General features: G+C 48.1%; 26 protein-coding genes. 18 read left to right on the plus strand and 8 right to left on the minus strand.

All coding sequences use genetic code 11. From position 1 onward, the window contains the following. Window positions 1-17 precede the first annotated feature (17 nt). The 4 genes from OXH00_17445 to OXH00_17460 form a co-directional block, all read right to left on the minus strand. Window positions 18-1,865: a tetratricopeptide repeat protein gene (locus tag OXH00_17445; protein ID MCY3742803.1), complete on the minus strand. Its 1,848-nt coding sequence runs from the start codon at window positions 1,863-1,865 to the stop codon at window positions 18-20. 35 nt (window positions 1,866-1,900) lie between these two features. Then, entirely contained in the window at window positions 1,901-2,575 is a 675-nt protein-coding gene (locus OXH00_17450; protein MCY3742804.1) for a DUF1080 domain-containing protein, read from the minus strand. A gap of 85 nt (window positions 2,576-2,660) precedes the next feature. Continuing rightward, window positions 2,661-2,891 (minus strand): hypothetical protein, encoded by a 231-nt coding sequence (locus tag OXH00_17455; protein MCY3742805.1) that lies wholly within the window; start codon window positions 2,889-2,891, stop codon window positions 2,661-2,663. A 6-nt stretch (window positions 2,892-2,897) separates the two neighbouring features. Continuing rightward, window positions 2,898-3,341, minus strand: a complete 444-nt coding sequence (locus OXH00_17460) for a hypothetical protein (protein MCY3742806.1) — start codon at window positions 3,339-3,341, stop codon at window positions 2,898-2,900. A 326-nt stretch (window positions 3,342-3,667) separates the two neighbouring features. On the opposite strand from OXH00_17460, the gene OXH00_17465 reads away from it, so the two are divergent. The 18 genes from OXH00_17465 to OXH00_17550 all read left to right on the plus strand — a co-directional run bounded on the left by OXH00_17465 (window position 3,668) and on the right by OXH00_17550 (window position 21,430). Continuing rightward, entirely contained in the window at window positions 3,668-4,645 is a 978-nt protein-coding gene (locus OXH00_17465) for a BMP family ABC transporter substrate-binding protein (protein ID MCY3742807.1), read from the plus strand. A gap of 2 nt (window positions 4,646-4,647) precedes the next feature. Further along, on the plus strand, window positions 4,648-6,177 hold the full coding sequence (locus tag OXH00_17470) for an ABC transporter ATP-binding protein (protein MCY3742808.1): 1,530 nt from the start codon (window positions 4,648-4,650) through the stop codon (window positions 6,175-6,177). A 49-nt stretch (window positions 6,178-6,226) separates the two neighbouring features. Beyond that, window positions 6,227-7,075 (plus strand): amidohydrolase family protein, encoded by an 849-nt coding sequence (locus tag OXH00_17475; protein ID MCY3742809.1) that lies wholly within the window; start codon window positions 6,227-6,229, stop codon window positions 7,073-7,075. 49 nt (window positions 7,076-7,124) lie between these two features. Next, entirely contained in the window at window positions 7,125-7,604 is a 480-nt protein-coding gene (locus tag OXH00_17480) for a carboxypeptidase-like regulatory domain-containing protein (protein ID MCY3742810.1), read from the plus strand. Between the two features lie 100 nt (window positions 7,605-7,704). Then, window positions 7,705-8,418, plus strand: coding sequence for a hypothetical protein (locus OXH00_17485; protein MCY3742811.1), 714 nt, complete (start codon window positions 7,705-7,707; stop codon window positions 8,416-8,418). Between the two features lie 22 nt (window positions 8,419-8,440). Beyond that, window positions 8,441-9,097 (plus strand): hypothetical protein, encoded by a 657-nt coding sequence (locus OXH00_17490; GenBank protein MCY3742812.1) that lies wholly within the window; start codon window positions 8,441-8,443, stop codon window positions 9,095-9,097. A 178-nt stretch (window positions 9,098-9,275) separates the two neighbouring features. Next, entirely contained in the window at window positions 9,276-9,929 is a 654-nt protein-coding gene (locus OXH00_17495) for a DUF1326 domain-containing protein (protein ID MCY3742813.1), read from the plus strand. 155 nt (window positions 9,930-10,084) lie between these two features. Further along, the gene (locus OXH00_17500; protein MCY3742814.1) at window positions 10,085-10,930 is read left to right on the plus strand and encodes a phytanoyl-CoA dioxygenase family protein; all 846 of its coding nucleotides are present in this window, start codon (window positions 10,085-10,087) and stop codon (window positions 10,928-10,930) included. A gap of 58 nt (window positions 10,931-10,988) precedes the next feature. Continuing rightward, entirely contained in the window at window positions 10,989-11,843 is an 855-nt protein-coding gene (locus tag OXH00_17505; GenBank protein ID MCY3742815.1) for a phytanoyl-CoA dioxygenase family protein, read from the plus strand. Window positions 11,844-11,956: 113 nt separating this feature from the next. Then, window positions 11,957-12,814: a phytanoyl-CoA dioxygenase family protein gene (locus tag OXH00_17510; protein ID MCY3742816.1), complete on the plus strand. Its 858-nt coding sequence runs from the start codon at window positions 11,957-11,959 to the stop codon at window positions 12,812-12,814. A 47-nt stretch (window positions 12,815-12,861) separates the two neighbouring features. Beyond that, window positions 12,862-13,725, plus strand: a complete 864-nt coding sequence (locus OXH00_17515; protein MCY3742817.1) for a phytanoyl-CoA dioxygenase family protein — start codon at window positions 12,862-12,864, stop codon at window positions 13,723-13,725. Further along, window positions 13,725-14,582 carry a phytanoyl-CoA dioxygenase family protein gene (locus OXH00_17520; GenBank protein ID MCY3742818.1) on the plus strand — a complete coding sequence of 286 codons (858 nt, stop codon included), beginning with the start codon at window positions 13,725-13,727 and terminating at the stop codon, window positions 14,580-14,582. Before OXH00_17515 ends, OXH00_17520 begins: the two co-directional genes overlap by 1 nt. Before the next feature lie 122 nt (window positions 14,583-14,704). Next, on the plus strand, window positions 14,705-16,501 hold the full coding sequence (locus tag OXH00_17525) for a metallophosphoesterase (protein ID MCY3742819.1): 1,797 nt from the start codon (window positions 14,705-14,707) through the stop codon (window positions 16,499-16,501). 91 nt (window positions 16,502-16,592) lie between these two features. Next, entirely contained in the window at window positions 16,593-17,384 is a 792-nt protein-coding gene (locus OXH00_17530; protein ID MCY3742820.1) for a phytanoyl-CoA dioxygenase family protein, read from the plus strand. After that, window positions 17,368-17,964 carry an HD domain-containing protein gene (locus OXH00_17535; GenBank protein ID MCY3742821.1) on the plus strand — a complete coding sequence of 199 codons (597 nt, stop codon included), beginning with the start codon at window positions 17,368-17,370 and terminating at the stop codon, window positions 17,962-17,964. Before OXH00_17530 ends, OXH00_17535 begins: the two co-directional genes overlap by 17 nt. 159 nt (window positions 17,965-18,123) lie before the next feature. Beyond that, window positions 18,124-18,801: an alpha/beta hydrolase gene (locus OXH00_17540; protein ID MCY3742822.1), complete on the plus strand. Its 678-nt coding sequence runs from the start codon at window positions 18,124-18,126 to the stop codon at window positions 18,799-18,801. 261 nt (window positions 18,802-19,062) lie between these two features. Then, the gene (locus OXH00_17545) at window positions 19,063-20,280 is read left to right on the plus strand and encodes a putative DNA binding domain-containing protein (protein ID MCY3742823.1); all 1,218 of its coding nucleotides are present in this window, start codon (window positions 19,063-19,065) and stop codon (window positions 20,278-20,280) included. Between the two features lie 7 nt (window positions 20,281-20,287). Then, window positions 20,288-21,430: a mandelate racemase/muconate lactonizing enzyme family protein gene (locus tag OXH00_17550; protein ID MCY3742824.1), complete on the plus strand. Its 1,143-nt coding sequence runs from the start codon at window positions 20,288-20,290 to the stop codon at window positions 21,428-21,430. An 86-nt stretch (window positions 21,431-21,516) separates the two neighbouring features. Here the strand turns inward: OXH00_17550 and OXH00_17555 are convergent, their stop codons facing one another. The 4 genes from OXH00_17555 to OXH00_17570 are packed head-to-tail and all read right to left on the minus strand — an operon-like array spanning window position 21,517 to window position 25,899. Next, on the minus strand, window positions 21,517-22,803 hold the full coding sequence (locus tag OXH00_17555) for a TRAP transporter large permease (GenBank protein MCY3742825.1): 1,287 nt from the start codon (window positions 22,801-22,803) through the stop codon (window positions 21,517-21,519). Beyond that, window positions 22,803-23,342: a TRAP transporter small permease gene (locus OXH00_17560; protein MCY3742826.1), complete on the minus strand. Its 540-nt coding sequence runs from the start codon at window positions 23,340-23,342 to the stop codon at window positions 22,803-22,805. Before OXH00_17560 ends, OXH00_17555 begins: the two co-directional genes overlap by 1 nt. After that, a complete protein-coding gene (locus tag OXH00_17565) occupies window positions 23,343-24,602 on the minus strand; it encodes a lactate racemase domain-containing protein (protein ID MCY3742827.1) in 1,260 nt (419 codons plus the stop codon). It abuts the gene before it with no gap. Between the two features lie 28 nt (window positions 24,603-24,630). Continuing rightward, entirely contained in the window at window positions 24,631-25,899 is a 1,269-nt protein-coding gene (locus OXH00_17570; protein MCY3742828.1) for a lactate racemase domain-containing protein, read from the minus strand. Window positions 25,900-25,907: the final 8 nt, after the last annotated feature.

The raw sequence follows: 25,907 nt of genomic DNA on the forward strand, positions 1-25,907 counted from the left end.
AGCGGACAGCGTGTACTTCAGTCAGCCGCCAATTTACCAGAAATTTGTTTTAACCCTTGTTGATAGTTCCGATTTTCCGGTTCAAGTTCCAATGCCTTTCGGATCGCTTGTTCGGCTCGCCGATAATCCCCACGCCGAAATTCAATAAGTGCGAGTGTATTGTAGTAGCTTGCGACATTCGGATCCATATCAATCGACTTTTGTGCGTAACGCCGCGCCGTTTCTAACACGCGTTTGGTATCCGCTTTATTTCCGCTGGCAACCTTCGCGGTTAACTGTGCTAAAGCATGATACGCCTTCGGTAAACCCGATGTTAAGTAAGCCTGCTCCGCCGCACCGAAATCGCCTTGACTCGCCTGAAGTTCACCGATAAGATAATAGGTTTCTGTCAAAAACGATGGTTGAAGGGGTAATCGTTCCGTCGGTTGCAAATCACCCGTCTCGGATAACGAGAGATCAACAGCCTTTTCAAGGGCTTTTAGTGCTGCAGCGGTCAAATCCTGATCGGGTTGTTGATGCGGATGACGCTTCCCCATTGCCTGATACGCATAACATAAACCGAGATTGTGATACGCTTCGGCATCGTCCGGTTGCAGTGAGATAATGGTTAGGTATGTATCCGTTGCCTCGGCATGACGCTTCTGATTCAACAAAATTATCGCAATTTTTAGATGTGCCTCCAAAAATTGAGGGTCCTGCTTAACCGCCTGTCGGTAATGTTTTAGGGCGAGTCGTGTCTTATTCTGCCTGAAATACGCCAATCCGATGCCTGCGTGTGCCTTTGCAAAGTTCGGTTGAAGTTCCAACGCCTTCTGTTGTGCAGTGATCGCTGCCTCGTATTTTTCAAGCATGGTATAGGCAACACCGATACCGTTATAAGCAACGACGAGTTGCGGATCCATACCGAGTGCTTTCTGGTACGCCGAGACGGCTTTCTCATAATGCCCATCTTTGAGGTAAAATCTGCCGATATTGGCGAGAATCTGCGCGCGTTCGGTTGTGTCTTGTGTCCGCTGCAGTGCGCCGCGCAACTCGTGGAGCGGCGTAAGCGCGGCTTTCCGTTCCTCAAACAGTGCCATCTGTTCACGCGCCGCTGCAGCGTCCCCGGCACGGAGATACGCTTGTGCGAGATTATAGAGTGCCTCAACAAGTGCTGGATCGTTCTGATACGCGGTGCGATACGCACTGATAGCGTCAGTCCACCGCTTTTCGTGTACGTAGAGAAGTCCTAACTGATAGTGTGCAGCTGCGAACTGTGGTGCGATTCCAATTGCCCGTAGTTGATGTCGGACCGCAGCTGCGTGTTCCCCACGTTTACTATAGACGTTCCCGATTTGATGATGAATCATCTCATCGTCAGAATCCAACGCAACCGCTACTTTGTAGGCATCAAGAGCCTCGGCGTAACGGTGTGTGTTCGCGTAAGCACTCCCTAAAGCCGCGTGTGTATATGCCCAGTCGGGAGCAGACGCAATCGCGCCCTGGTATGCCGCAATAGCATCCTCAAATTTTTCAAGCCCGGTATACGCCAATCCTAAACCGTAGTAAGCCGCCGGAATATCCGAATCGGGTGTAGTTGCTGTGGTGCTCGGAATTCCGTTTGGTGCTACAGCTGCTATGACTTGCTGGTACTCGTTAACCGCTTCAGCATAAGCCTCAATTTGGAGGTAGACCTTAGCGAGTCTCAAGCGAACCTCAATCTGAGTGCCATCTGCAGCGAGTTGTGCTTTATGGGCGCGAATTTGTGCGGTGATGTCTGAGGCACCAGTTTCTTGGCAGAATGCGTCTGGAAGTTGATAGAGGGTAAGGTGGTACCCTAAGAATACCACCCATACAACTGTATAATAGGAAAGTTTCGGTCGCACTTGTTACCGTCCGTATGGCGAAACGGGAATACCACCTAAAGACGTTGTTTGATACGTCCCCATGTCGTCGTTAATTTACCCTGTGGTTCGACTGGTGTCTCACCGCCAACAATCTCATCACCAGAGACTTTGACATCATCAAAACTCGCGGCGGTCTCCCATGCCCAGACACCGGCTTGCCCAGCGGCGTACCCGGCACCGGTTTCATCCTTAAGTTCGCCTTGGTCCTCACCGTTAATCCAGAGTTTCATCGAAACGTCTTCCACAACGACCCGCATGTCAAACCATTCGCCGTTCGCGATAGTAACGTTAGTCCCAGCAAGTTCACCGATCTTGTCGCGAGCATCCCACGCGCCTTCCTTATGCCGCCAAAGCTCAGTTTTGTTATTTGGGACGTTGAGATAGTAGACATAGTATTCCATCTCGCCCTGTGCGCGAAAGACAACACCTGCCCAATTCCCTTCATCAAGTCGAACTTTCGCCTCAACGGTGTAATCTTCCCATCCAACCTCACCGACGAGAGAATGCTCGGCTCTACCGCCTTTAGCAAGTTTATAAGTGCCGTCCTCAACACTCCAAGCACCGTTAGCGGGTGTCCAATCGGCTGCATCCGCTTCAAATGACCAAGACTGTTCGCCTGCAAAAGCAAAAGGCGCTACGAGTACGAGGAGAGAACACATCACAATAGTTGAAAATAGATATTTCATCATATCGCTCCCTTTATAGAAAATTGCCTCAAAAGTTTTCAACGCGGTTCTTACGCAGAAAACTTCTGAGGCTAAACCTTACGCAAAATTAGTAAACCCGTTTGAGACGACCCCATGTCGTTGCGAGTTTGTTATTCGGCTCAACGGCAAGGGTATCCTCTATATTATCACCGTAGACGGTGAAATCGTCAAAACTCGCCTCGGTTTCCCATGCCCACACACCGACTTGGCCGGTTTTGTAGGCATCATCTTCATGTTCGCCCTGAAGTTTACCGTTGAGGTGTATCTCAAATTCACTGCCCTCAACGACGACCTTCATATCAATCTATTCGCCGTTCTTTATTTGGACCTTCTCAACAGCCGGGATTTGCGCGATATTGTCGCGGGCATTCCAGGCACCATCTTTGTGTCGCCAGAGTTCCGTTTTGTTATTTGGAACATTGAGATAGTAGACGTAGTACTCCATCTCGCTTTCAGCGCGAAAAACAATACCCGCCCAATGGTGGTTATCCAATCGAACTTTCGCCTCAATCGTGTAATTATCCCAGTCTTCTTCACCAACGAGAGAGTGTTCCGCTTGTCCACCCTTATCAACGTGGTAGACGCCTTTTGCGATTTCCCACTTTCCATTGGCAACTTTCCAGTCATCGTGCTTTTCCTCAAAGTCCCATAATTGGGTCCCTGCGTACGTCGGTAGCGAAAGCGCGATACCGAAAAGCACAACGAGACTTAATGCCGCTAACTTCGGCACTGTGATAGCCATTCTCATAGTCGCTCCTCCATCTTTTCCGCTATAGTCTATACATTCCTCGCTATCACGATAACAGCGAGAATTCTGAAAATAGAATAACCTTAAACAATAAAAAAGTCAACATTAACTTGTGGTTAGTCATCAGCAGTCAACGGTCAGTTATGAGGGGTCTGAATCAGGTAAGATGCTATCAGCGGAAAATCGAAATTATGGGAGAACTGAATGGTGCTACGCTGCTGAATAAGAAAACTTGCATTTGCGTCTACTATGATGTATGATAGATAGTATTGAAACATACATTTTCCGTGTTTTTGAAAAAATTATCAGATGGAAAGGAGAACATTTTGCACATAAGAATTTTAGTTACAGTTTTTATCGTTTGCTTTGCTGTGATAGAGACAAGCACGGCGGCACTGAAAGTCGGTCTCATCTACGATGTCACCGGGCGCGGTGACCTCTCATTTTGTGATGCTGCCTACGCTGGCGCGAAAAAAGCAGAAGACGAGTGGGGATTTAAACTCACAGAGGTCACCCCAAGCCAAAGCACTGATTCCGAATTGACACTCCGCAGATTAGCGAAACTGAAATACGATCTTATCATTGGTGTCGGATTCCTTTTTCAAGAACCGATGAAACGGGTCGCAAACGAATTTCCGGATGTCAAATTTGCCCTTATCGACGCGGTTATAGAACAACCCAATGTCGCATCGCTCACTTACCGCGCACACGAAGGAACATTCCTTGCCGGTGTCATCGCAGCCTTGAAAACAGAGACAAAACAGATCGGGTTTATCGGAGGCATGAAGGTACCGCTGGTCGAGGCGTTTGAAATAGGTTTCCGCGCTGGCATTAAGGCAACGAACCCTGATATTGAACTGACAGCGGATTACGTCGGTGTCACGCCGCAAGCGTTCAACGATCCAGCGAAAGCCAAAGAGCTTGCCCTGACACAATATAATCGCGGGATAGATATTATCCTCGCCGCTGCAGGCGCGAGTGGCCTCGGCGTGCTTGAAGCCGCGAAAGCCAAAGAAAAATCAATTATATGGGTTGACGCCAACGGCAACAATCTCGCCCCGGGTTTAGTGCTCACAAGCGTCATCAAAGGTGTGGAAATATCTGTTTACGAAACGATAAAGAGTGTCCAAGAAGGCAATTTCTCTGGCGGTCTCAAAGATTACGGACTCAAAGAGGGCGGTGTTGAGTATATCGTTGACGATGTGAACCGAGAACTTCTTCCAGATGAGGTTTTGAAACAGGTTGAGGCGTTCAAGGCGAAAATTATCGCGGGCGATATCGTCGTCCCGCATCAACGGCAGTAACGATGACACACACACCCATCATTGAGATGCACGGCATCAGCAAACAGTTTGGACATGTACAAGCAAACGACTCGGTGGACTTCACGCTCCAACGCGGCGAAATTCATGCGATCGTTGGCGAAAACGGTGCTGGTAAATCTACGTTGATGAAAATTCTCTATGGACTCTACCAACCCCAGGCAGGTGAGATCTTCGTTAATGGAAATCGCGTGAATATACCCTCACCGCGGCGTGCGATGCATCTCGGTTTGGGAATGGTGCAGCAACACTTCACGCTCATTCCGGTGTTCACAGCACTTCAGAATATCGTTCTTGCCAAAGAACCGCGCAAATTCGGTGCTCTCCTTGATTACCAGCAGGCAGAAAAAACGATTACTGCACTCGCGGCGCAGCTCGGATTTGATGTGCCACTGAACGCACCTGTTGAGTCTCTACCGATTGGTACGCAGCAGCACACCGAAATCTTGAAAGTCCTTTATCACGGCGCGGACATTCTCATCATGGACGAACCGACAGCGGTACTGGCACCGCAAGAGGTCGAAGGGCTTTTTAATTGTATGCGAAACCTCAAAAGTGAGGGGAGGAGTCTCATCGTCATCACGCATAAACTCGACGAAGTGATGGCAATCGCTGACACTGTCACAGTACTGCGACGCGGGCAATCTGTCCACAGCTGTCCTATCGCTGATACCGATCCGGCAATATTGGCAGAAATGATGCTTGGTGAACCTATCATTCCAACCGCTGTCACGCGCGAGCAGACAGAGGAGACAACGCCAATGGTGCGGATGGAAGGCGTTACGCTCTCTAAAAGTTCAGAGCTCCTAAGAAAGCATAAATGGAAAAAAGTCTTGTCAAATAGAGACCCCGGCAAACAGTCCCTCAATGAAGTCAATCTTGAAGTGTTCCCCGGTGAAATCGTCGGGGTAGCAGGCGTGGAAGGGAACGGACAGACAGAACTGGTTCAGGTCCTGACAGGTCTACGAGAGATTGATAGCGGCACACTCACATTACATGGCGAACAGGTTGCACACATACCTGCTGATAGGCACCGACACGGCATTAGTTTGAATGATCGTATTGATGATAACTTTATCGTCGGTCACCACAAAAAGAGACGGTTTTGTCGGAATGGGCTACTCCAGCGGAAATCAATTCAGCGATCTGCTTTGAACGCACTGGATAAATACCAGATTCGTGTGGGGAACATCACGTATCCGATTCGAACACTCTCTGGTGGCAATCAACAGAAAGTCGTTGTTGCGCGGGAGTTAGAGGCAAATCCTGAAGTTATTATTGCCGCGCATCCGACACGCGGCTTGGACATTCACGCGGCGGAATTTGTCCATAGGCGACTTATTTATGCCCGCAACCGTGGTAAAGCGGTTTTACTGGTGTCCGCCGAATTAGATGAATTGCTCCATCTCAGTGACAGGATCGCAGTCATGTATGATGGCAAGATTGTCGGGACTGTGAAACCTACGGAGACCAATAAAGAAGAATTAGGTGCCTTGATGCTGGGGCTAAATTAAGCGAAGTTGGAAACTCACCAGCGAAGAGAAACATTCTCAGGAGAAAAAAATGATAATTGATTCACATACACACGCATGGCCCCGGTGGCCCTACCAACCACCCGTCCCTGATGACGAAAGCCGCGGTAAAATTGAACAACTCCTCCACGAAATGGATCTGCACAATGTTGACAAAGCAGTGCTTATCTGTGCACGCATTGAGAGAAACCCTGACAACAACGATTACGTCGCAGCATGCGTCAAACGTTATCCGGAACGGTTGATTCAATTCGCCGATGTGGATTGCTCATGGACAGACACGTATCATACAGATGGCGCAGCGGATCGGTTGAAAACGGCAGCAGAAATGTACAACCTTAAAGGCTACACGCATTACCTCAGAGGCGATGATGATGGGAGCTGGTTTTTCTCTGAAGAGGGAGAACGTTTCTTTCACACAACATCTGAAATGCGACTCATTGCGAGCATTGCCATGGGAAGCCACCAACATGAGGCACTCCGTAAAATCGCTGCAGAGTTTCCGAGTATTCCATTTCTGTGTCATCACATGGGCGGCGCGCGGGCAGGCGAAGAACACCCGTATCCCCAACTCAAGCAGGTGCTCGCCTCAGCAAATGTCCCGAATATTCATATTAAGATGTCAGGCTTTGCCTATGTCTCGCAGGTCTCGTGGGATTATCCGCATTCGGATACACACTGGATTGTGCGCGCCCTTTACGAACATTTCGGTCCCGGTCGTCTCTGTTGGGGATCCGACTATCCAGTTGTTCGCAACTTTATGACGTATCAACACGCGCTTGAGGCGTTTCGTACGCACTGTACTTTTATCCCAGAGGCAGATAAAGCGGAGATTTTAGGCGGAACGCTCCAACGTCTATTAGCAGAAGCAGGAAAATAATTAGCCTCCTTGCGAAGGACGATCGCGAAATTAAAGGAGGATAGATCCGATGCCCCGTTTAAATTTAGCGTTAATCTGCGTTTCATATCTGGTCCTCTCTGTTGATATTGCCTTTGCACAAAACGACTTCCTACAGGGAGGCACAATCCGCGACGACTCCCTACAACAAGGTGGCACCGTCCGCGGACAGATTGTTGATACGACCGTGGAACAGAACCCAATTGAAGGCGTTAGAGTCATCATTGTTGCTACAGATGGCACGGAGTTTACAACCACAACAGATCCCAACGGCGATTTTGAACATGCTGGCATCCCCGCAGGTAAATACCTTATCAGTATCTACAAAGATGGATACGATGATCGAGTTAGGGCCGTTATACTTGGTAAGGGTGGACATTATTATGTTCCGCTCAAGATGACCAAAAAGGACACTATTGTTGACTTTCTCGAAGCCCCCGTCCCTATGTACTGGGTGCTGATCCTTTGTGTTATCATAGTCATTTTAATTTTCGCGCGCACAAATAGATGACAGACCAAAGGCGTTCAGTTATCAGCAGTCGGTTCTCGTCAAGGTGCCCAAACCTAAAGGATGGAGATTTGACAGAAGAGTGTTAAGGAGGATTAGACGCTTGAAAACAATCACATTACCGTTGGGATATTTCGTATTAATTGCCACCTTTTTAATACTCTATCCATTCGATAGTGCCCACGCTTTCAGAGATCAGGAGCGCGACTTCATCTATGAAGAACGCAAAGACACGCTTGTCCGGTTGGTAAGGAAAAACTACCGTGGGAGGCGTAAAGGCTTTATTTTTGGTCTGGGTGTCGGTGTGGGTAGCACCAGTTTTACGAAACCGCTCGCCGAATACTATTGGAGACATGCGTACGAAAGCGAATGGTCAACCGAACGTCAAACAAGATCCGCATTGGTAACAGAGTTGAAAATCGGCCACGGACTTTCCGATCAGTTCTTACTCTACTACACGAGCCGCATTTCATGGCTTCCACTCCAGCATTTCTATAAGGATACGATGGTTGCCAATGGTGCCGCGGGAATGGGATTCATGTATTTTCCATTCCGAAGGATAGGTCTTTACCTCGTCGGCAATATCGGGTTGGCAACACTCGTAACGTGGCAACCGCCGCTTACATTGGAAAATGCCAGACAGACCGGAGTCTCTGTCTCAGGTGGTATCGGTTATGAATTCCTGTCTCACTGGAGTATTGACTTCACAGTGAATTCTGGCAACGCCAAGACAACGAGAGTTGATGACCCGAGTGAGATAATATTCAACGATGAAATTCTCACTTTTTCAGTAAACCTCAATATGCTCGCTTATTAGCACATTTTCTGGAGGTGAAATCGTGTGCAGAAAAAGAAGTTTTGGAACTGGAGTGATCGTATTATTGGTGATAGCCGTATCGGTATGCCTTCTGAGCTGCGGTGATGTTGACCTCGACATTGACCAAGAACAAACTGAGGAGCCACTCAAATTTATTGAATTTGTCCTGTTTCCGACAGCACCCTACATTGATAAGTCCTACGTAGAAAAAGTACCGGAAGAGGAAGTCGTCGTTAAACAAATTGATTATGAAGCCGAAAAACAAGCCATTCAGCAGGTCTATCGCGCTTTCATTAAAGCCTATGTAACAGAAGACATGACGGCACTCCAAGATACATTGGATATCACAGCGGGCATTGAATTTGGGACTAACACTACTGGCGTTGTCTATGGGTGGAACGATGTCAAAATTTATATTCAAGGAAGATGGGAGGAATTAGATTGTCAGGGCGATCCAAATTGGGAACTGATAGATTTTTATATTCGCCCTGAGAATGTTAGTGCCCCTTGGGTAGAAGCGAGTGCAAAGGGCTCCATGTTTTACTATACCCCGGATTTACCCTCTAAGTGTTACAACGCACTTGGACGTTTTTACTTCACAAAGAAGTCAGGTGAGTGGCGCATTCATCAAATTGATGGCTCGAAATACTTTACCGATAATCAGCATAAAGTGCCGTGACCAGATTAGGTGAAAAAATAGAGAATTGAATGCCTCCGCTGTAATAAAAAAGGTTGACATCCTACACGCGTCAGGGTATAATAACAGTAAACGGTGTAGTATTCTGTTCGAGACCGGTAACGCGAACCCGGTTTGTAAACTACACGCCACTCAAGCAAAGCGTAAGGAGGAATAGCGCATGAAAGGTATACTTGTTTTAACAACACTCGCTTTGACCTTCGTAGCGGGGTTCGCTTTCGCGACTGAAACCCCAACAGTACAAGGCGAATACATTGAAGCCCGGTCAGCGAGTGTGTATGTCGGCGCGTGCCACTTCGGTGCCGAATATGTTGAAGGCGGGAGAGAAGCGACAGCCGTCTGGAACATCCATGAAGGGAATTGGAACGGCGTTTCACTGAACGATTTAACTGTCGTCGCTGTTATCAGTGCGAAAAACAACTTGGCAACCGACACCCAAACCCGAAAAAGTGTGTTGTATGTAGACACAAACACCACACCGGAACAGCGTGCCGCGCTCAAAGACATGCTCACAACAAAACGCGCGGACGTTTTAGGTGAAGTCGTTGCGACCCAAACCGCCCCTATCACATTTACAAAAAATGGAACCAAATACGATGTAACGGTCGGAAAAGCCCTCGCGCTCTCAGCCAACCGCTACCCGTGCGCAGGCTGCACACAACCGCATCAGATTTGGTATAAACCGCTGACAACGCTTCAGAACGCCATCGTCGGTAAATCTGAAGTCTATCGCTATAAAGACACGCACCTCCCGGTGATGTGGCAGCAAAGCGGTGCTGAGAACAACGTCTTTGTCGGCGACTTCTCGATGTAACGTATTGATGTCTGTAGTTGCCCATAGTTGGCGGCAGCTACAGACGCTTCCATTCTCCCTAAGACTCAGAAAATAACCAGTAAGCGCACCCCTGAAAATGGCGAGGTTCAAACGCGCAAACATCCCATGTTTTATTAGGGGCAAGGAAAAAATTAGTGAACACAACTCCCAAAGAACGGGAATTTAGACTGACCCCTGAAGAACGAGCCGCTTGGGACGAGAACGGCTACTTTGTCCGTTACGACGTTTTTACCGAAGCAGAAAATGACCTTTTAACGCAAGTTGCTGATGACATCGCTCTCGGAAAGATACCCTTCCCAGACCACCGTATCTTTCAGAACGCGTTAGTGAGAGACGGAAAAGTTGAAGCATCCGGTATCCACGCGATGCACAGCATCCACCAAATGAATCTTTACTCTCCTGAATTCCTTGAACGCACGCGTGATCCGCGTCTTACCGACCCTGTTGTTGACATCCTCGGTCCAGATCTCCTCGGTCTCAATAGTCTCTATATCTGGAAACCGCCGAAAATTGGCTTAGGGTTCCCATGGCATCAGGATAGGTGGTATACACGACCGCAGTTTAAAACCAAAACCACAGTCGGCACGTGGACGGCTATTGATGCCGCTGATAAAGAAAACGGGTGTCTATACGTTATACCCGGTAGCCATAAAATCGGCATCCTTGAGCATGTTGAGCTTGAAGGTTCACAACAACAGGAATTTAAGCAGGCAATCGGTGCGCGGGACGAAGATGGCGTCGCCGTTGAAATCCCACCCGGAAGTGTCATCTTTTTCGACAACCGGATCCTTCATAAAAGTACTGATAACAACACTGGACGCTTTCGACGAAGTAACATCGCACATTATATCAGTGCGAAGGCAGAACGAGTGCCACATAAGAATTATATGCGTCCGCTTATGTGGGTTAGCGGTAAAATATACCCAACCCTGTCTGAGGGTGTCTATCGTGACACTTTACCTATCACGGAATCCGAGTAAAATAAAGACTGGTCGATGACTGGATCGTGCCGTATAAAACTTGTCAATAGGAGCATGCGTGAACACAAATATAACATCTGAGGAACGAAAATTTAGACTCACACCTGAAGAACGAGCCGCTTGGGAGGAAAACGGCTACTTTGTCCGTTACGACGTTTTCAGAAAAGAAGAGAATGACTTTTTAGCGCAAATCGCTGATGACATTGTTGATGGAAAACGACCCTTTCCAGGTTATCATATCTTTGAAAATGCTTTAGTCAGAGACGGTAAAGTCAAAGCACAAGGCATCTACGCAATGCACAATATCCAATATGTGAGTTGTAATTGCCCAGAATTCCTTGCACGGACGCGCGATCCGCGTCTCACTGACCCCGCCGTTGACATCCTCGGTCCAGATCTCCTCGGTCTCAACAACCTCTATATTTGGAAACCGCCAAAAATCGGTTTAGGGTTCCCGTGGCATCAGGATAAATGGTATTTTAACCATCAATATAAAACAGGAACGACAGTCGCGACCTGGTCTGCTATTGATGCCGCTGATAAAGGAAATGGTTGTTTATACGTTATCCCCGGCAGCCATAAGCATGGCGTTCGGGACCATAAGGAACTTGAAGGCTCACAACAAGGAGAGTTTAAACAGGCAGAAGGTGCTCGTGATGAAGACGGCGTCGCGGTAGAAGTTCCTGCTGGCGCGGTCATCTGGTTTAATAGCCAAGTCCTCCATAAAAGCACGGATAACCACAGTGAACGTTTCAGACGTGCAAATATCGCACATTATATGAATGCTAAAGGAGAATGGACACGTCCTGAGGCTATGAATAAAAAACGTCCTCCGATGTGGATTCGGGGTAAAATCTATCCCGGCATGGCAGATGGAGTGCAACGTGACGTTATACCGATTTTAGAGGAGTAGGTCTTACCCTTGCGGGTGAGGTTTAAAACCCCGCCTGCATTGCTTGTTGTGTAAGGGTACACGAAAAGATGCGTAAGTTCTAAGTAGTGGGTCATGAATTATGAGGCGCATGGATGGACATAAACATAACGCCTGAAAAACGCAAATTCCGCTTAACGCCTGATGAACGTGCTTTTTGGAACGAGAACGGCTACTTTGTCCGTTACGACGTTTTCAGTAAAGAAGAAAACGACTTTTTAAGTCAGGTCGCTGATGACATTGCGCTCGGAAAAATACCCTACCCAGACCGTCACATCCATCAAAATGCGTTAGTCAGGGATGGAAAAGTCGAAGCATCGGGTATCCACGCGATGCACAGTATCTATCAAATGAATCTTTATTCCCCTGAATTCCTTGCCCGGGCACGTGATCCCCGTCTCACCGACCCCATTGTTGATGTCCTCGGTCCAGATCTCCTCAGTCTCACCATTCTCTATATTTGGAAACCGCCGAAAATCGGTTTAGGGTTCCCGTGGCATCAAGATAGATGGTATACGCAATCTATGTTTAAAACCCCAACTACCGTCGGTACGTGGGCTGCCATTGATGCCGCAGATATAGATAATGGGTGTCTATACGTTATACCCGGTAGCCACAAAGACGAAATCCTTGAGCATGTTGAACTTGAAGGATCGCAACAACAGGAGTTTAAACTGGCACTTGGTGCCAAGGACGAAGATGGGGTTGCCATTGAAGTGCCACCCGGAAGTGTCATCTTTTTCGACAACCGACTCCTCCATAAAAGCACTGATAACACCACTGAGCGTTTTCGGCGGTGTAGTGTTGCACATTACTTGAGTGCAAAGGCGGAACGGACCCTGTATAAGAATGTAAAGCATATACTTCCAGTCTCGTGGGTTCGGGGTAAAGTATACCCAACGCTGTCTGATGAAGTCCACCACGACACTTTACCCATCTCAGAATCCGAATAGAATACAGTAACGTGAAGGACTGAGAAATCATGTTGAAAGGAGCAAGAATGGATACAAATACAACAACCGAAGAACGGAAATTTAGACTGACCCCTGAAGAACGAGCCTCTTGGGACGAAAACGGCTACTTTATCCGTTACGACGTTTTCACGAAAGACGAGAACGACTTTTTGGCGCAAATCGCTGATGACATCGCCACCGGTAAACGTCCCTTCCGTACGAAAAATGTCCACCAAAATGCGTTAGTCAGAGATGGAAAAACTGAAGCATCGGGGACCTACGCGATGCACTGTATTCATCATATAAATAATTACGCGCCTGAGTTCCTCGCACGCACACGTGATCCGCGTCTCACCGATCCCGTTGTTGACTTAATAGGTCCAAATATCCTCGGTCTCAACAATCTGTATATCTGGAAACCGCCAAAAATCGGTCTCGGTTTTCCGTGGCATCAAGATAGATGGTATTTTAATAGACAGTATAAGACGGACAAGACAGTTGGCACATGGACTGCGATTGATGCCGCAGATTTAGAGAATGGGTGTTTGTACGTTATTCCCGGTAGCCACAAGGACGGCGTTCTTGAGCATGAGGAGCTCGAAGGTTCACAACAAAACGAGTTTAAGAGCGCGCGCGGTGCCAAGGACGAAGACGGTGTCGCTGTTGAAGTGCCACCCGGAAGTGTCATCTTTTTCGACAACCGACTCCTCCATAAAAGCACCAATAACCACAGTGGACGGTTTCGTAGATGTAGTGTTGCTCATTATATCAGTGCGGATTCAGAACGTCTGCCGTATAAGAACATAAATCATATCAAACCGGTGATGTGGGTTCGGGGGGATACATACTCCGAGAAGATGGAACCCGTCTATCGGGACGCTTTGCCGATCCCCAAAGAACAGGAGGATTAATGGACACAAACACAGCACAACCACAACAGGAATTTGCGATAACACCTGAAGAACGATCTTTTTGGGAAGAAAACGGATATTTTGTCCGTTACGACGTTTTCACAGAAAAAGAAAATGACAGTTTACGACACATCGCTGACGATATTGCTGTAGGAAAACGATCTTTCCCCACGGCGAATATCAATCAAAACGCCTTGGTCAGAGATGGAAAAGTGGACGCATCGGGTATCCATGCGATGCACAAAATCCATCATGTGAGTTGTTACATCCCAGAATTCCTTGCGCGTGTCCGTGATCCGCGCCTAACGGATCCGATCGTTGACCTACTCGGGCCAAATCTACTGGGTCTCAATAATCTGTATATCTGGAAATCCCCAAAGATTGGCTTAGGGTTCCCGTGGCATCAAGATAAATGGTATTTCAACCATCAGTACAAAACTGAAATGACCGTCGGCACGTGGACTGCGATTGATGCCGCTGATCGAGACAACGGGTGTCTATACGTTATCCCCGGTAGCCACAAGCACGGTATTCTTAAGCATGAGGACCTTGAAGGTTCACAACAAGCGGAGTTTAAAATTGCACGTGATGCTAAGGACACAGATGGTGTCGCTGTTGAAGCACCGCCTGGGGCAGTCGTTTGGTTCAACAACCAACTCCTCCATAAAAGCACCGATAATCACAGTTCGCGCTTTCGACGGTGTAATGTTGCACACTACATCAGTGCAAATGCAGAACGTATCCCTAAAAAGGATGCAAAAAATATCCGTCCTGTCGTGTGGGTTCGCGGGGGTACATACTCCGAAAAGATGGAACCGGTCTATCGCGACGTTTTGCCCATTCCAGAATCCGATTGAAAGGCGAAGATAGAAAATTCAGGCATTACTACCAAGAAACAGAGTTCGCTATTGACGCGTTTGCAAAGCACGCCTATTGAAAGATACCATTTACTTTATATACGGAGGAGGGACACAATTAAATGTCTCATACATACAAACAGATAACGCGATCTTGGAAACTGGCAAACTTTGCCAAGATTATCACAGTAGCCGCTTTATGCGTTACCATTGCTGCTACAGCCGTCGCCCAAACACCCAATTTTCCAGAACGGATGCCAATCGTCGAACGACCGTTCTCAAATGACCCAGACAAATTCAGTTTCGCGATTATCGGCGACAAAACCGGTGGCGGTTTGGATAAGTGGCCAGTGTTTGACCGCGCAATAGACGAAATCAACATATTGAAACCCGACTTCGCTATCATGGTCGGCGACCTAATACAGGGAGACACAAGAGACCTTAAACAACTCACGGCGGAATGGAAAGAATTTTGGGGGCATCAGTCCGATTTAATCGTGCCTTTTCTTCCGTTGCCTGGTAACCATGATATTACCAACCCAGTGATGTATGACTATTGGAAAGAATATCTCGGACGCACCTATTCGGCGTTTACCTATAAAAATTGTCTATTTATAATGCTGAATACTGAGGAGTGGCACCATCCTGTACAGGCAGAGGAATGGGACTGGGAGAAAGGCTGGTTTGGAGATGAGCAGACGAAGTATGTGGAAGATGAATTAGCAAAACACTCGGATGTCCGACATACGTTTGTCCTGCTGCACAGACCGCTATGGCTTCAGGAACACTCCGGTTGGGAAAAAATTGAGGCGGCACTCGGTGAACGTGCATATACAGTTTTCGCGGGGCACTATCATAACCTGACGCTTCATACACGCAACGATCACCGATACTTCGTCCTCGGTGCTACCGGCGGCGGATTTACACCGCAGGAAGTACGAGAATACGGTGCATTTGACCACTATAGTATTGTAACCGTAGATGACGAAGCGGTTAATATCGCGATTATTGAACCCGGGAATATCCATCCCGCGGACATTTCGACGGCAGCGTTTAAAAATCGGCTTGCGAACTTGCTTACTTTTAAGCCGCAGTTTAATCTCAACAGAGATCAACCGCTCTCCAGCGGAAAACTTGAAATAATCCTCGAAAACACGCTTGAAAAACTGCTGAAACTTGAAATAGTTTTCAATTCAAGTGAGAATTGGCAGGTCTCCCCAAATCAACTCTCTCTTCAAGCCAAACCCGGGCAAACCGCAAAAACAACTGTCACCTTTTCAGTCCCATCGGATGACTTCCTCCCGCTGCCGACCTACAATTATTCAGCACTCTATGGTGGTGAACAATTGTTGAGCAGGAGGCAGTTGTTCCACCCTATTGACGGAGAAGATATGCGTATCCTTAAAGATTGGATGCTTCTCGGTCCCTTTGCCCTTGATGTCACAGAAACTCCCGTCGATCAGAACGATGTCCCACAGAGTTTTCTCAAAATATCATTACCGGAATCCGATCTCAATAAGATTTACCAAGGACAATCAGGAGAAATTACTTGGCAAGAACATCGTTCTGAATCGGAGCGCGTCAATTTAAATGATGTTTTTGGGGACGCTGAGTTGGCGTACGGCTTCGGCACCTCCTATATCAAAAGCCCTGATGCACGGCGTGTGTTTGCGCAGATCGGATGGGGAAGCAATCTCGGAAGACTCTATCTTAACGGCGTTGAGATTTCTGGTGCCGCTATTCCGGGCAAACATCTATTTTCTTGGTGGGCACACTTTGAATTACCTTTGAAAGAGGGTTGGAACACCTTAACGATCCTGTCTGCAGATTACAATGGCTGGTGGGATTATCGGATGGAAGTCGCAGACGCTACAAACGCGTTGCAGTTCAGCACGAAACCCACTGATCCCGAAGATTAAGAGGTTGACGCAACACATCCTTCAAAATTTGACAAAAGACGTTCTCCACGTTATACTTGGGGCAAGAAAATTATCCGCGAGGAAAAACGTTATGTCTTACCTAAATCCAGAACTTCACAGAGACTGGAAAACGAACGGTTATCTGAAAATCCCGCACTTCTTCTCCGCCGAAGAAGTGGTGGACCTGCAAACCTGGGTCTCTGAAATCTCAGATTGGGAACCGACATCCGGCAAGTGGATGCATCACTACGAATCCACACCGGACGGCGCACGGCTTTCCCGCTCAGAAAATTTCGTGCCGTATCACACCAATATGAAAACCACCGTGACGAGCGGCAAAGTGTTAGCCGTTGTTTCCGAGTTGATGGAAGAACCCGCAGTCCTCTATAAAGAAAAGATTAACTACAAATACCCGGGCGGTGGCGGTTACGCTGCGCATCAGGACGCGCCCGCCTACGAGTTTATCAATTTCCACATCACCTGTTTAATCTCGGTGGATTCAGCGACTCCCGAAAATGGATGTCTCTATTTTTCACCGGGTCGGCATCAAGAGGGATTCATCGCACTGGACGAAAAGGGATGCGTCGCGCCTGAGACCGCCTCAGCGATGGAGTGGATCGCGGTACCAACAGACCCTGGAGACATTCTCCTTTTCGGTTCTTACATCCCACACAAAAGTCCAGCAAATCGTTCAGAGCAACCGAGACGTATCATCTATCTCACTTACAACGCCATCTCACAAGGCGACTGGCGTGAGAAGTACTATGCCGACAAACGGGAGGCATTCTCCCAATATGAGAAAGATGGTTCAAATCGAGACAAACAAATTAGCAAAATCGCACATTTTCAAGGGAAAACAGTAAATCATGGCAAACTACATTGACCAGAGCCTCGCATACGAAATGAAAAACGCAACAGCAGAACAGAAGGTGGATGCGTTGTTCAACTACATGGAAGCAGAAGGGCAGTCGTTCTACGATGAGGTCGTGACGCAGCTGGAGCACGCGCTCCAATGCGCTGCCCTCGCACAGCAAAACGATGCAAGTCTTACACTGATTACAGGGGCATTACTCCACGATCTCGGACATATCATCTTAGACGAACACAATGCCGATAAAGCCTTTCTGGACATAGACTTGAATCACGAGGAGATAGGGGCGGAGTATCTGGCACCGTTTTTCCCAGAAGCCGTCACAACGCCAATTCGGTTGCATGTTCCAGCGAAGCGATATCTATGTGCGACCGATGCGTCTTACCACGACGGGTTATCCGAGGCATCGAAAAGGAGTCTCATAGTTCAGGGAGGCGTGATGTCAGATGAGGAACGTGAGGCGTTTGAACAGATCCCACATTTCCGAGACGCCCTCACGTTACGCCGATGGGACGATCTCGCAAAGGTCAAAGGGTTAGAGATTGCGGGGTTAGAGACCTACCGAGGCATCGTGCAACAGTGCTTGGCGTAGTTAGAGAATGCATTTTTCCTGTGCGAGCAAACTGTGCTCACGACGGTTATAGTATTCACGCCCCACTGCACGGTAGGCGAGGTTTCCCAACCTCGCCGGAACTACAAAGAATAGGATTTTACGTAAGCCTTGTCTTATAAAAATCATAGAGGAATAAAAATGAGTTATCAAACAGTCGAGTCAAAGTTTATCGCAACGCCAGAAAAAGGCGAAGTCTCCTCAATACTAATGCGTCCAGACGACGCGAAATGGCTGCTTGTGCTCGGACACGGGTCAGGTACAAACATGCGTAGTGCAACCCTCCAAACAATCGCAGAACGGTTAGCAGATATAAGTATTGCAACGTTCCGTTACCAGTTCCCTTATATGGAACGTGGTGGCGGCGGTAGGGAATCGGAGGCAGTCGCCCTCCAAACCGTCCGATCCGCTGCCAATGCTGCACATGAAGCCGCAAGCGATTTATCCATCCTCGTCGGTGGACACTCCTATAGCGGGCGCATGTCCTCAATGTCCGCAGCGAAGGAACCTATTGAACACGTCAAAGGTCTCGTGTTTTTCGCATTCCCACTGCATCCGTCTGGCAGAGAAGGCACGGAGCGCGCCGAGCACCTCGCTGATGTCACAATTCCGATGCTGTTCCTCTCTGGCACCCGTGATAAATTGGCAGTCCTCGAACTATTAGAGCCTGTCTGCGAAAAACTTGGCGACAAGGCAACCTTACATCTGCTGGACACAGCGGACCATGGATTCAAGGTCCTCAAACGCCGTAAAACGGAAGAAGATGTTTTCGTTGAGATGGCGCGAGTTCTCAACGAATGGACTGAAACACTGAATTGACAAACCTATTATTTAATTTCCTCGGCGAGGTTGCTCAACCTCGCCCTTTTTTATTCTTTTCCACCGCTTAAGAAAATAAAAAAAATATGTAAAGTTTTTGGCATTAGGCGTTCCTTTTCTCTTCTGTAAGGGATTTTTCATCCTATTTTGGAACGCACATCCAAGCGACATAATGATCGCAAAGAACCCTTCTCGTAAGCATCAAGTTTCTTGAAATTACACACCAATAATGCTATACTGTCGGACAATAGGAGAAAAGATATGTATGACAGTTTGACCGAACTCATAGAGAAAATACATCTTGGCGAAGATGCAACGATTGAATTCAAAAGAGAGTTGCCGCTTAGAAGTAGTCTTGCCGACGAAGTCGCCGCCTTTGCGAACGCAAGAGGTGGCGTGATATTGATCGGCGTTGACGACAATGGGGAAATCGTTGGAGTTGACCGACAAAAACTGGATGCAGCAGAAAAAACAGTCGTCGAAATATGTCAGGACAGTATTGATCCAATCGTTCTCATTTTTACAGAAAAACTACGGATTGATGACAAAAACCTGTTAAAAATTGAGGTGCCGAGAAGTCTTTTTGTTCATAAAACCTCTAACGGCTACTTTATTCGTCAAGGCAGTAGCAAAAGAGAGATGCCCACCGAGCAGTTAGCGCGGTTGTTCCAAACCCGCTCACAAGCACGTATCATCGCTTTTGACGAACAGTTCGTACCAAATACGGATAAAGACACACTCAGACAAAACCTCTATCAGCGATTTATCACAGAAGGTGCTACAGATGATGAGATAGAGGATTTACTTCTTAAAAGGCATTTGCTCGTCAAGGAGGGTAATCAGAACCGCGCTTCTGTGGCCGGTGTATTGATGTGTCACGAGAAACCCGATGACTACCTTTACAATAGCTTCATTCAAGCCGTTTTTTATCTTAGCAAGGAAAAGGATGCAGACCACCAACTTGATGCGCAGGACTTTAAGGGACCACTTGACCAACAGATCATACACACCATGAGATTTGTTAAAAGATACAACGCCGTCGCAGCGCGGAAGGACATTGGCAGAATAGATTACCCTGAATATAGCATGCGCGCCGTATTCGAGGCGATAGTCAATGCGGTTGTGCATAGAGATTATTCAAAAACAGGCTCAAAAATACGGCTGTTTATGTTTGACGATCGGTTGGAACTTTATTCGCCGGGGGCATTAGCAAACACTGTGACGGTGGATAATCTGCGTTACAGCCAAGCCACGCGTAATGAACTGCTCGCGCGATTGCTTTCCGAAATCACATTAGACGATGAGATGGGTAGGCAGGTGAGTCGGCGACACTTTTTAGAACGTCGAGGAGAAGGTGTCGGTATCATCTTGAACGAGAGCGAGGCATTGAGCGGGAAGACCCCTGAATATGAAATGTTTGACGAAGAATTGCGTTTGACGATCTTCGCAGCAGAACCACCACCAGTAACGAAAGAATAGAAAATCAATGCTTACAGATTCGTTCAAAATCACAGCCATTGAAAGCCAACTCTATGAATGGGACAAACCGCCTATCTGGAACGGCATGCATGTCTATGATAAAGGCAGGCTCCATCTGGTGAAGGTAACCGCCAAAAGTGGGACAGAAGCGCACGTCGGATACGGTTTTAATGGCGGCACCGCTGCAACCCGTCCACTCTCCATATTCCCAAAGTTTGTAGACCTGTTCCGCCCTGCCTTGATTGGTCACGATGTAACGGATACTGCCTATGTCTCACGATTAGCTGAGAACTACAAAATCTACGGACCCGGTGGGTATCACACACAGGTACTCGCAGCCATAAACCAAGCGTGCTGGGATGTCCATGGAAAAATAGAAGGGAAATCGGTTCACGCCTTACTCGGTGGCACACAGCAACGTATCTGTACCTATATCGCCGGTGGCTACTACGGTAGAGAGAAAGGGTTTGATGAACTCCGTGAAGAGATGTCGCGGAATATAAATGCGTTCAACGCTACCGCGGTTAAGATGAAGATTGGCGACCCCGATGCAGGGATTAAAACGGACATCAAACGGATTGAAGTGGTTCGTGAAACAGTCGGCTCCGGTATTACCGTGATGGTGGACGCAAATTGTGCCTTGTCCATTGAAGAAGCGCGTGCGTTTCTGCCCGCGCTGCAGGCAAACAAAATCTTCTGGTTTGAAGAGCCAATTCATAGCCACGATTACCGCGGACATAAGGCATTACGGGCAACAGCACAAGATTACGGTATACGAATCGCCACCGGCGAAAACGGATACGGATTACACTATTTCCAAACACTGATTGATTACGACGGCGCGGATGTATTCAATCTGGATGTCGCTATCCTCCCCGGCTATGACCCAGCGATGCAGGTCGTCGAAGAAGCGTCGGGAGCCGAAAAATTGATTGCCCCACACGGTGCGCAAGAATTGCAAATCCATATCGCTGCAAGTCGGGACAACGGTCTGATGTTAGAATACTATCCACCGGTTGTTGATCCGTTGCGCGGTGAAATGTTTCTCCCGCAGATGGTTTTAGATGCTGATGGATATGTTACAGTTCCGCCTCGGCCCGGCATCGGTTTTGAGCCGAATTGGGAACTGTTGAAGCATCATCGGGTTTAAGTGCACTGTTATAGGCATATTTACAGATCAGCGATCAAAAAAGCACTCACCAAAGTTAGAAACCTTAACACGAGAAAAAAGAAGAGTTAGAGAAGTGGTGCTGATGTTTTTCCAAAGACTCGCGGGAGCCAGAGACTCAACTCCGGCACATACGTCACCAAAACAAGTGCTACCAGTAGCAGCGCGATAAATAAGAGGACAGAACGGTAGAGCAGCACGACAGACCGATCAAATTTCATGCTGGAAATGAACAGATTCATGCCAACAGGCGGGGTCAAATACCCAATTTCGAGGTTGGTTAAGACGATGATCCCGAGATGCGCCTTATCAATCCCGAATTGCTCAGCAATAGGAAGCAGCAACGGCACCACGATAATTATCGCCGAAAAGATGTCCATCAGACACCCAATGATGAGCAAGAAGACGTTGAGTCCGATGAGTGTAATGACACGACTTTCTGTTGTTGATTGAATCCAGTCGAGGACGGCTGTCGGTACATCAAGCGTGATGAGATAGTTTGTCAACCCTAAGGCGATACCCAAAATAATAAGGATTGCACCAACAAGTAAGGTGCTCTCCTTGACGATACGCGGTAACACTCTCAACGAAATAGAACGGTGGATGCCCATTTCTACGATACAGGCATAGATGGCTGTTAGTGCAGCCGCCTCGTCCAATGTAACGATACCCGATAAAATACCACCCAACACAATAAACGGCAGCAGGAGTTCCCACTTCGCTTCCCAGAGTGTTCTTAGGAAAACCGTCAAATCAAACGGTGTTGTCTCACTCTTCTTGATAACACTCCATCCACAGCAATAGAAACTCAGAACACCGAGAATCAGGAGACCGGGAATAATCCCCGCGAGGAACATCCTGTCAATAGGAACCTGGGCGATAATCGCGTAGAGGATGAGCGGAACGCTCGGGGGAAAGAGCAGCCCGATACTTCCAGAAGCCGTTATCAAGCCGAGAGAAAATTTTTCGTTATAGGTTTGCCGCAGGATCGGATAGACCAATCCACCGAGGGCAATAATCGTTACGCCGGACGCGCCTGTGAAAGTAGTAAAGAAAGCACACGTACCGAGAACGACGACAGCAATACCGCCCGGTAACCAGCCAACACTCGCACGCGCGAACGCAACCAACCGTTGCGGTGCCTTCCCTTCAGCGATAATGTATCCTGCAAAGGTGAAAAGTGGGATAATGAGGATTGTCGAATTCCGGGTGAGCCGGTTGAAATCAATCAGGATTGTCGCAATCGGTTCGCCTGCCATGGCATATCCAATAATCGAGGCACCACCGAGTAAAACGAAAAGCGCGCCACCGAGGAGTGCGAAACCTATCAAACCGATGCCAATTATGAGTCCCATCAGTCAGGTTCCCCCTCGATAGCATCTGGCGTATCCGCACTCCCTGTTAGATGGATGCCAATCTGGAGTACCACATGAACACCAATGAGAACAAAACCGTACGGAATAATAGTTTTCGCCCACCACAACGGGACACTGCCAATTAATACAGCCTCGCTTGACTGTTCATCTCCAAGAAAGAGAAAACCGTAATACGCTAAAATCCCGACAACGACCAAGGCGATACAGTCAATAACGAGATGGGTCCAACGCGTGACGCTTCTCGGCAGAATCCGACTCAGTACATCAATACTGATATGTCGTCTCTCACAGGTAGCGAGCGCGGCACCGAAGAAGCAGAGCCAGAGCGTCAAGTGTTGCAGCATTATATCGCTCCACAACAGACTGGTGCTGAACACGTAACGCAGGACAATTTTGAGTATCGCAAGCCCGAGCATCATGGCGACAATGAGACACAACGCGCCGGTCTCGACTTTACCGAGGAAAGTATTAGCGTTTTGCAGGAAAGCATTACCCGTACTTTCTTTTCGTATCGGCATCTATTTCTCCGGGGCTAACACCTGAATTCCAGCGGAAGGTAGAACAGCGACTTTCGCCTGAGATGGCAGTCTCTCGGCGAACAGCGCGATCAACTGATCAAGATCTCTAAAGAGGAGGTCCCCCGGATGTTTTTTGTAAAAATCATCGACTAAAAAGTGTTCTGACCAGACGTGCAGTTGGTCTTGCGTTCCGAGTTGTGCGGGTGGGAGTTCAGATTGCGCCCGCTCCGCCCGCTGTTGTAAGAAGCGTGCGAAATCAATCTCCTCAAACAGTCCATGGTAGCAGATACCGTCTGATGCGGGGTTGAGTGCCATTTTATACGCTTTTTCAAAATAACGCGTCGCCCACAACGCTTTACCCGTTTGGATCGGATCGCTGTCAAGTGGGTAGCAGTTGAGTACAACTAAATCGGTCTCTTTTCGACTCGCTTCCGGTATCTCTGTGCCGTAAGTGTCTAAAGCGAAGTGCGCCCCTTTACGGTGCGCCTGCACAAAATCACCTACGAACAGTCCACAGATTTCACGGCGGCTGTTGAGTACCGTGTTGACAATCACATCAAGCCCGAGGACACCCGCTACTTCCTCAGCGAAATCTCGATGATCCGGTTCACTCCCCTTTCTTTCAATAACGGCGTGTCCGCGTCCGGGTGAGAACGTATGGAAATAAAACATTGTGGCGAAACCTGCGATTCCCGGCACGACCAATTTCGCGCCGCCACCGAAACCGACGGATCCGTGTGGATAAATACCACCAAGACAGATTTTGAAATCCGCATCCGCAATGACACGATTGAGATAGATAGGCATCCCGTTACTAAGATTTCCCAGCGCACGCAGATCGCCGCTCATGAAATCGTGACTCGTTGCTTCATATTCAGCGGCGACAGTCGCACCAATCTTCTTCGCAACCTCTTCATCAGTGAGAGGTCGGTGAGAACCACCACCGACAACGAATCGGATTGCGGACTTCGGGACACCTGCTGTGGCTAACTCACGCAGAAGCATAGGGATAACCTTCGCTGCAGGTGTCGGACGGCTCAAGTCATCAACGACGATAGCAGCACTCTTTTTCCCTTTCGCGAGTTCCGATATACGAGGTGTGCCGATCGGTTCAGCAAATGCCTGTTCAATTTGTGTATCCGAAAGCACGGGCGCGTCTTTGGGGCCGAGTACCTCCACCTCCCAACCGGTCGGAAAATTCAAAGTCAGTTCTTCATCTCCATACCAAGCACTGGAGTAGACTGTAGCAGTGTTATTCATAATCGTCCTCTATCTTATAGAAAGGTTTTTAACCCCGATGTTGTTCCCCTAATATCTGAATTCCGGCTGCTGGCAGAACACCGACGCGTGCGTGTTTTGGAAGTTTCTCTGCAAAGAGCTGAATCACTTGTTCAAGGTTGCGAAAGAGGCGTGCAGCTGGGTATTCTTTGTAGAATTCATCTGCGCCAAAGTACTCAGACCAGACGTGTAGTTGGTTGCGGGGTCCGATTTGCGGCACTGGTGGTTCCATCGGAATCTGTTCCGCGCGCTGCTGGAGATAGCGCGGATAATCAAGTCTATCGTACAGACCGTGGTAGCAGCTGCCATCACTGGCAGGATAGAGTGCCAATGTATAGGCGTTCTGAAAATAACTAAAGGCTGCCAGTGCCTTATCCAGTTGGATTGCATCAGAATCGAGTGGATAGCAGTTCGCCACAATCAAATTAGTCGCTTTTTCACTCGTTTCGGATATCGGTGTACTATAAGTCTCCAAAGCGAAACGCGCACCCGCACGATGCGCTTTTACAAAGTCCCCTAAGAACACGCCAGAGATCTCACGATGGGTATTCAGCGTCATGTTTACAATGGCATCAAGTCCAAGAATTTTTGCTGCCAGCTCAGCACAAGCGCGTCGGTCAGGTTCATCGCCTTCTTCCCCCTCAATAATTCCTGGACCGCGGCTTGATGAATAGGTATGAAAGTAAAATATTGTCGCGAATCCTGAGACACCAGGTACAATCAACTTTGCCCCCCCAGTAAAACCGACAGAACTGTGCGGATAAATACCACCGACACAGATTTTAAAATCCGCATCTGCAACAATACGGTTAATATAGATAGGCATCCCATTATCAAGGCTACCGAGGGCACGTAGATCACCGCTCAGGAAATCATGGTTCGTCGCTTCATATTCAGCCGCTACATCTGTCCCAATTTTTGTCGCGATCTCTTGATCGGTCAACGGACGGTGGGAGCCGGGCCCAACAACAAATCGGATCTCGGATTTCGGGACACCTGCCGATGCCAACTCACGTAGGATAAACGGGATAACTCTCGCGGCAGGGGTCGGACGGCTCAGATCATCAACAACAATAGCGGCACTCTTTTTCCCCTTCGCGAGTTCTGCTATACGCGGGGTACCAATCGGCTCAGCAAATGCCTTTTCAATTTGCGCATCAGAAAGGGCAGGCGCGTCTTTCGGACCTAATACCTCAACTTCCCAATCGATCGGAAAATTCAGCGTCAGTTCCTCATCCCCGTACCAAGCACGGGAACGAACTTTAGCTGTGTTGTTCATTGCTCTTC

It is taken from the genome of Candidatus Poribacteria bacterium (genome assembly GCA_026706025.1).
GTDB lineage: Bacteria > Poribacteria > WGA-4E > WGA-4E > WGA-3G > WGA-3G.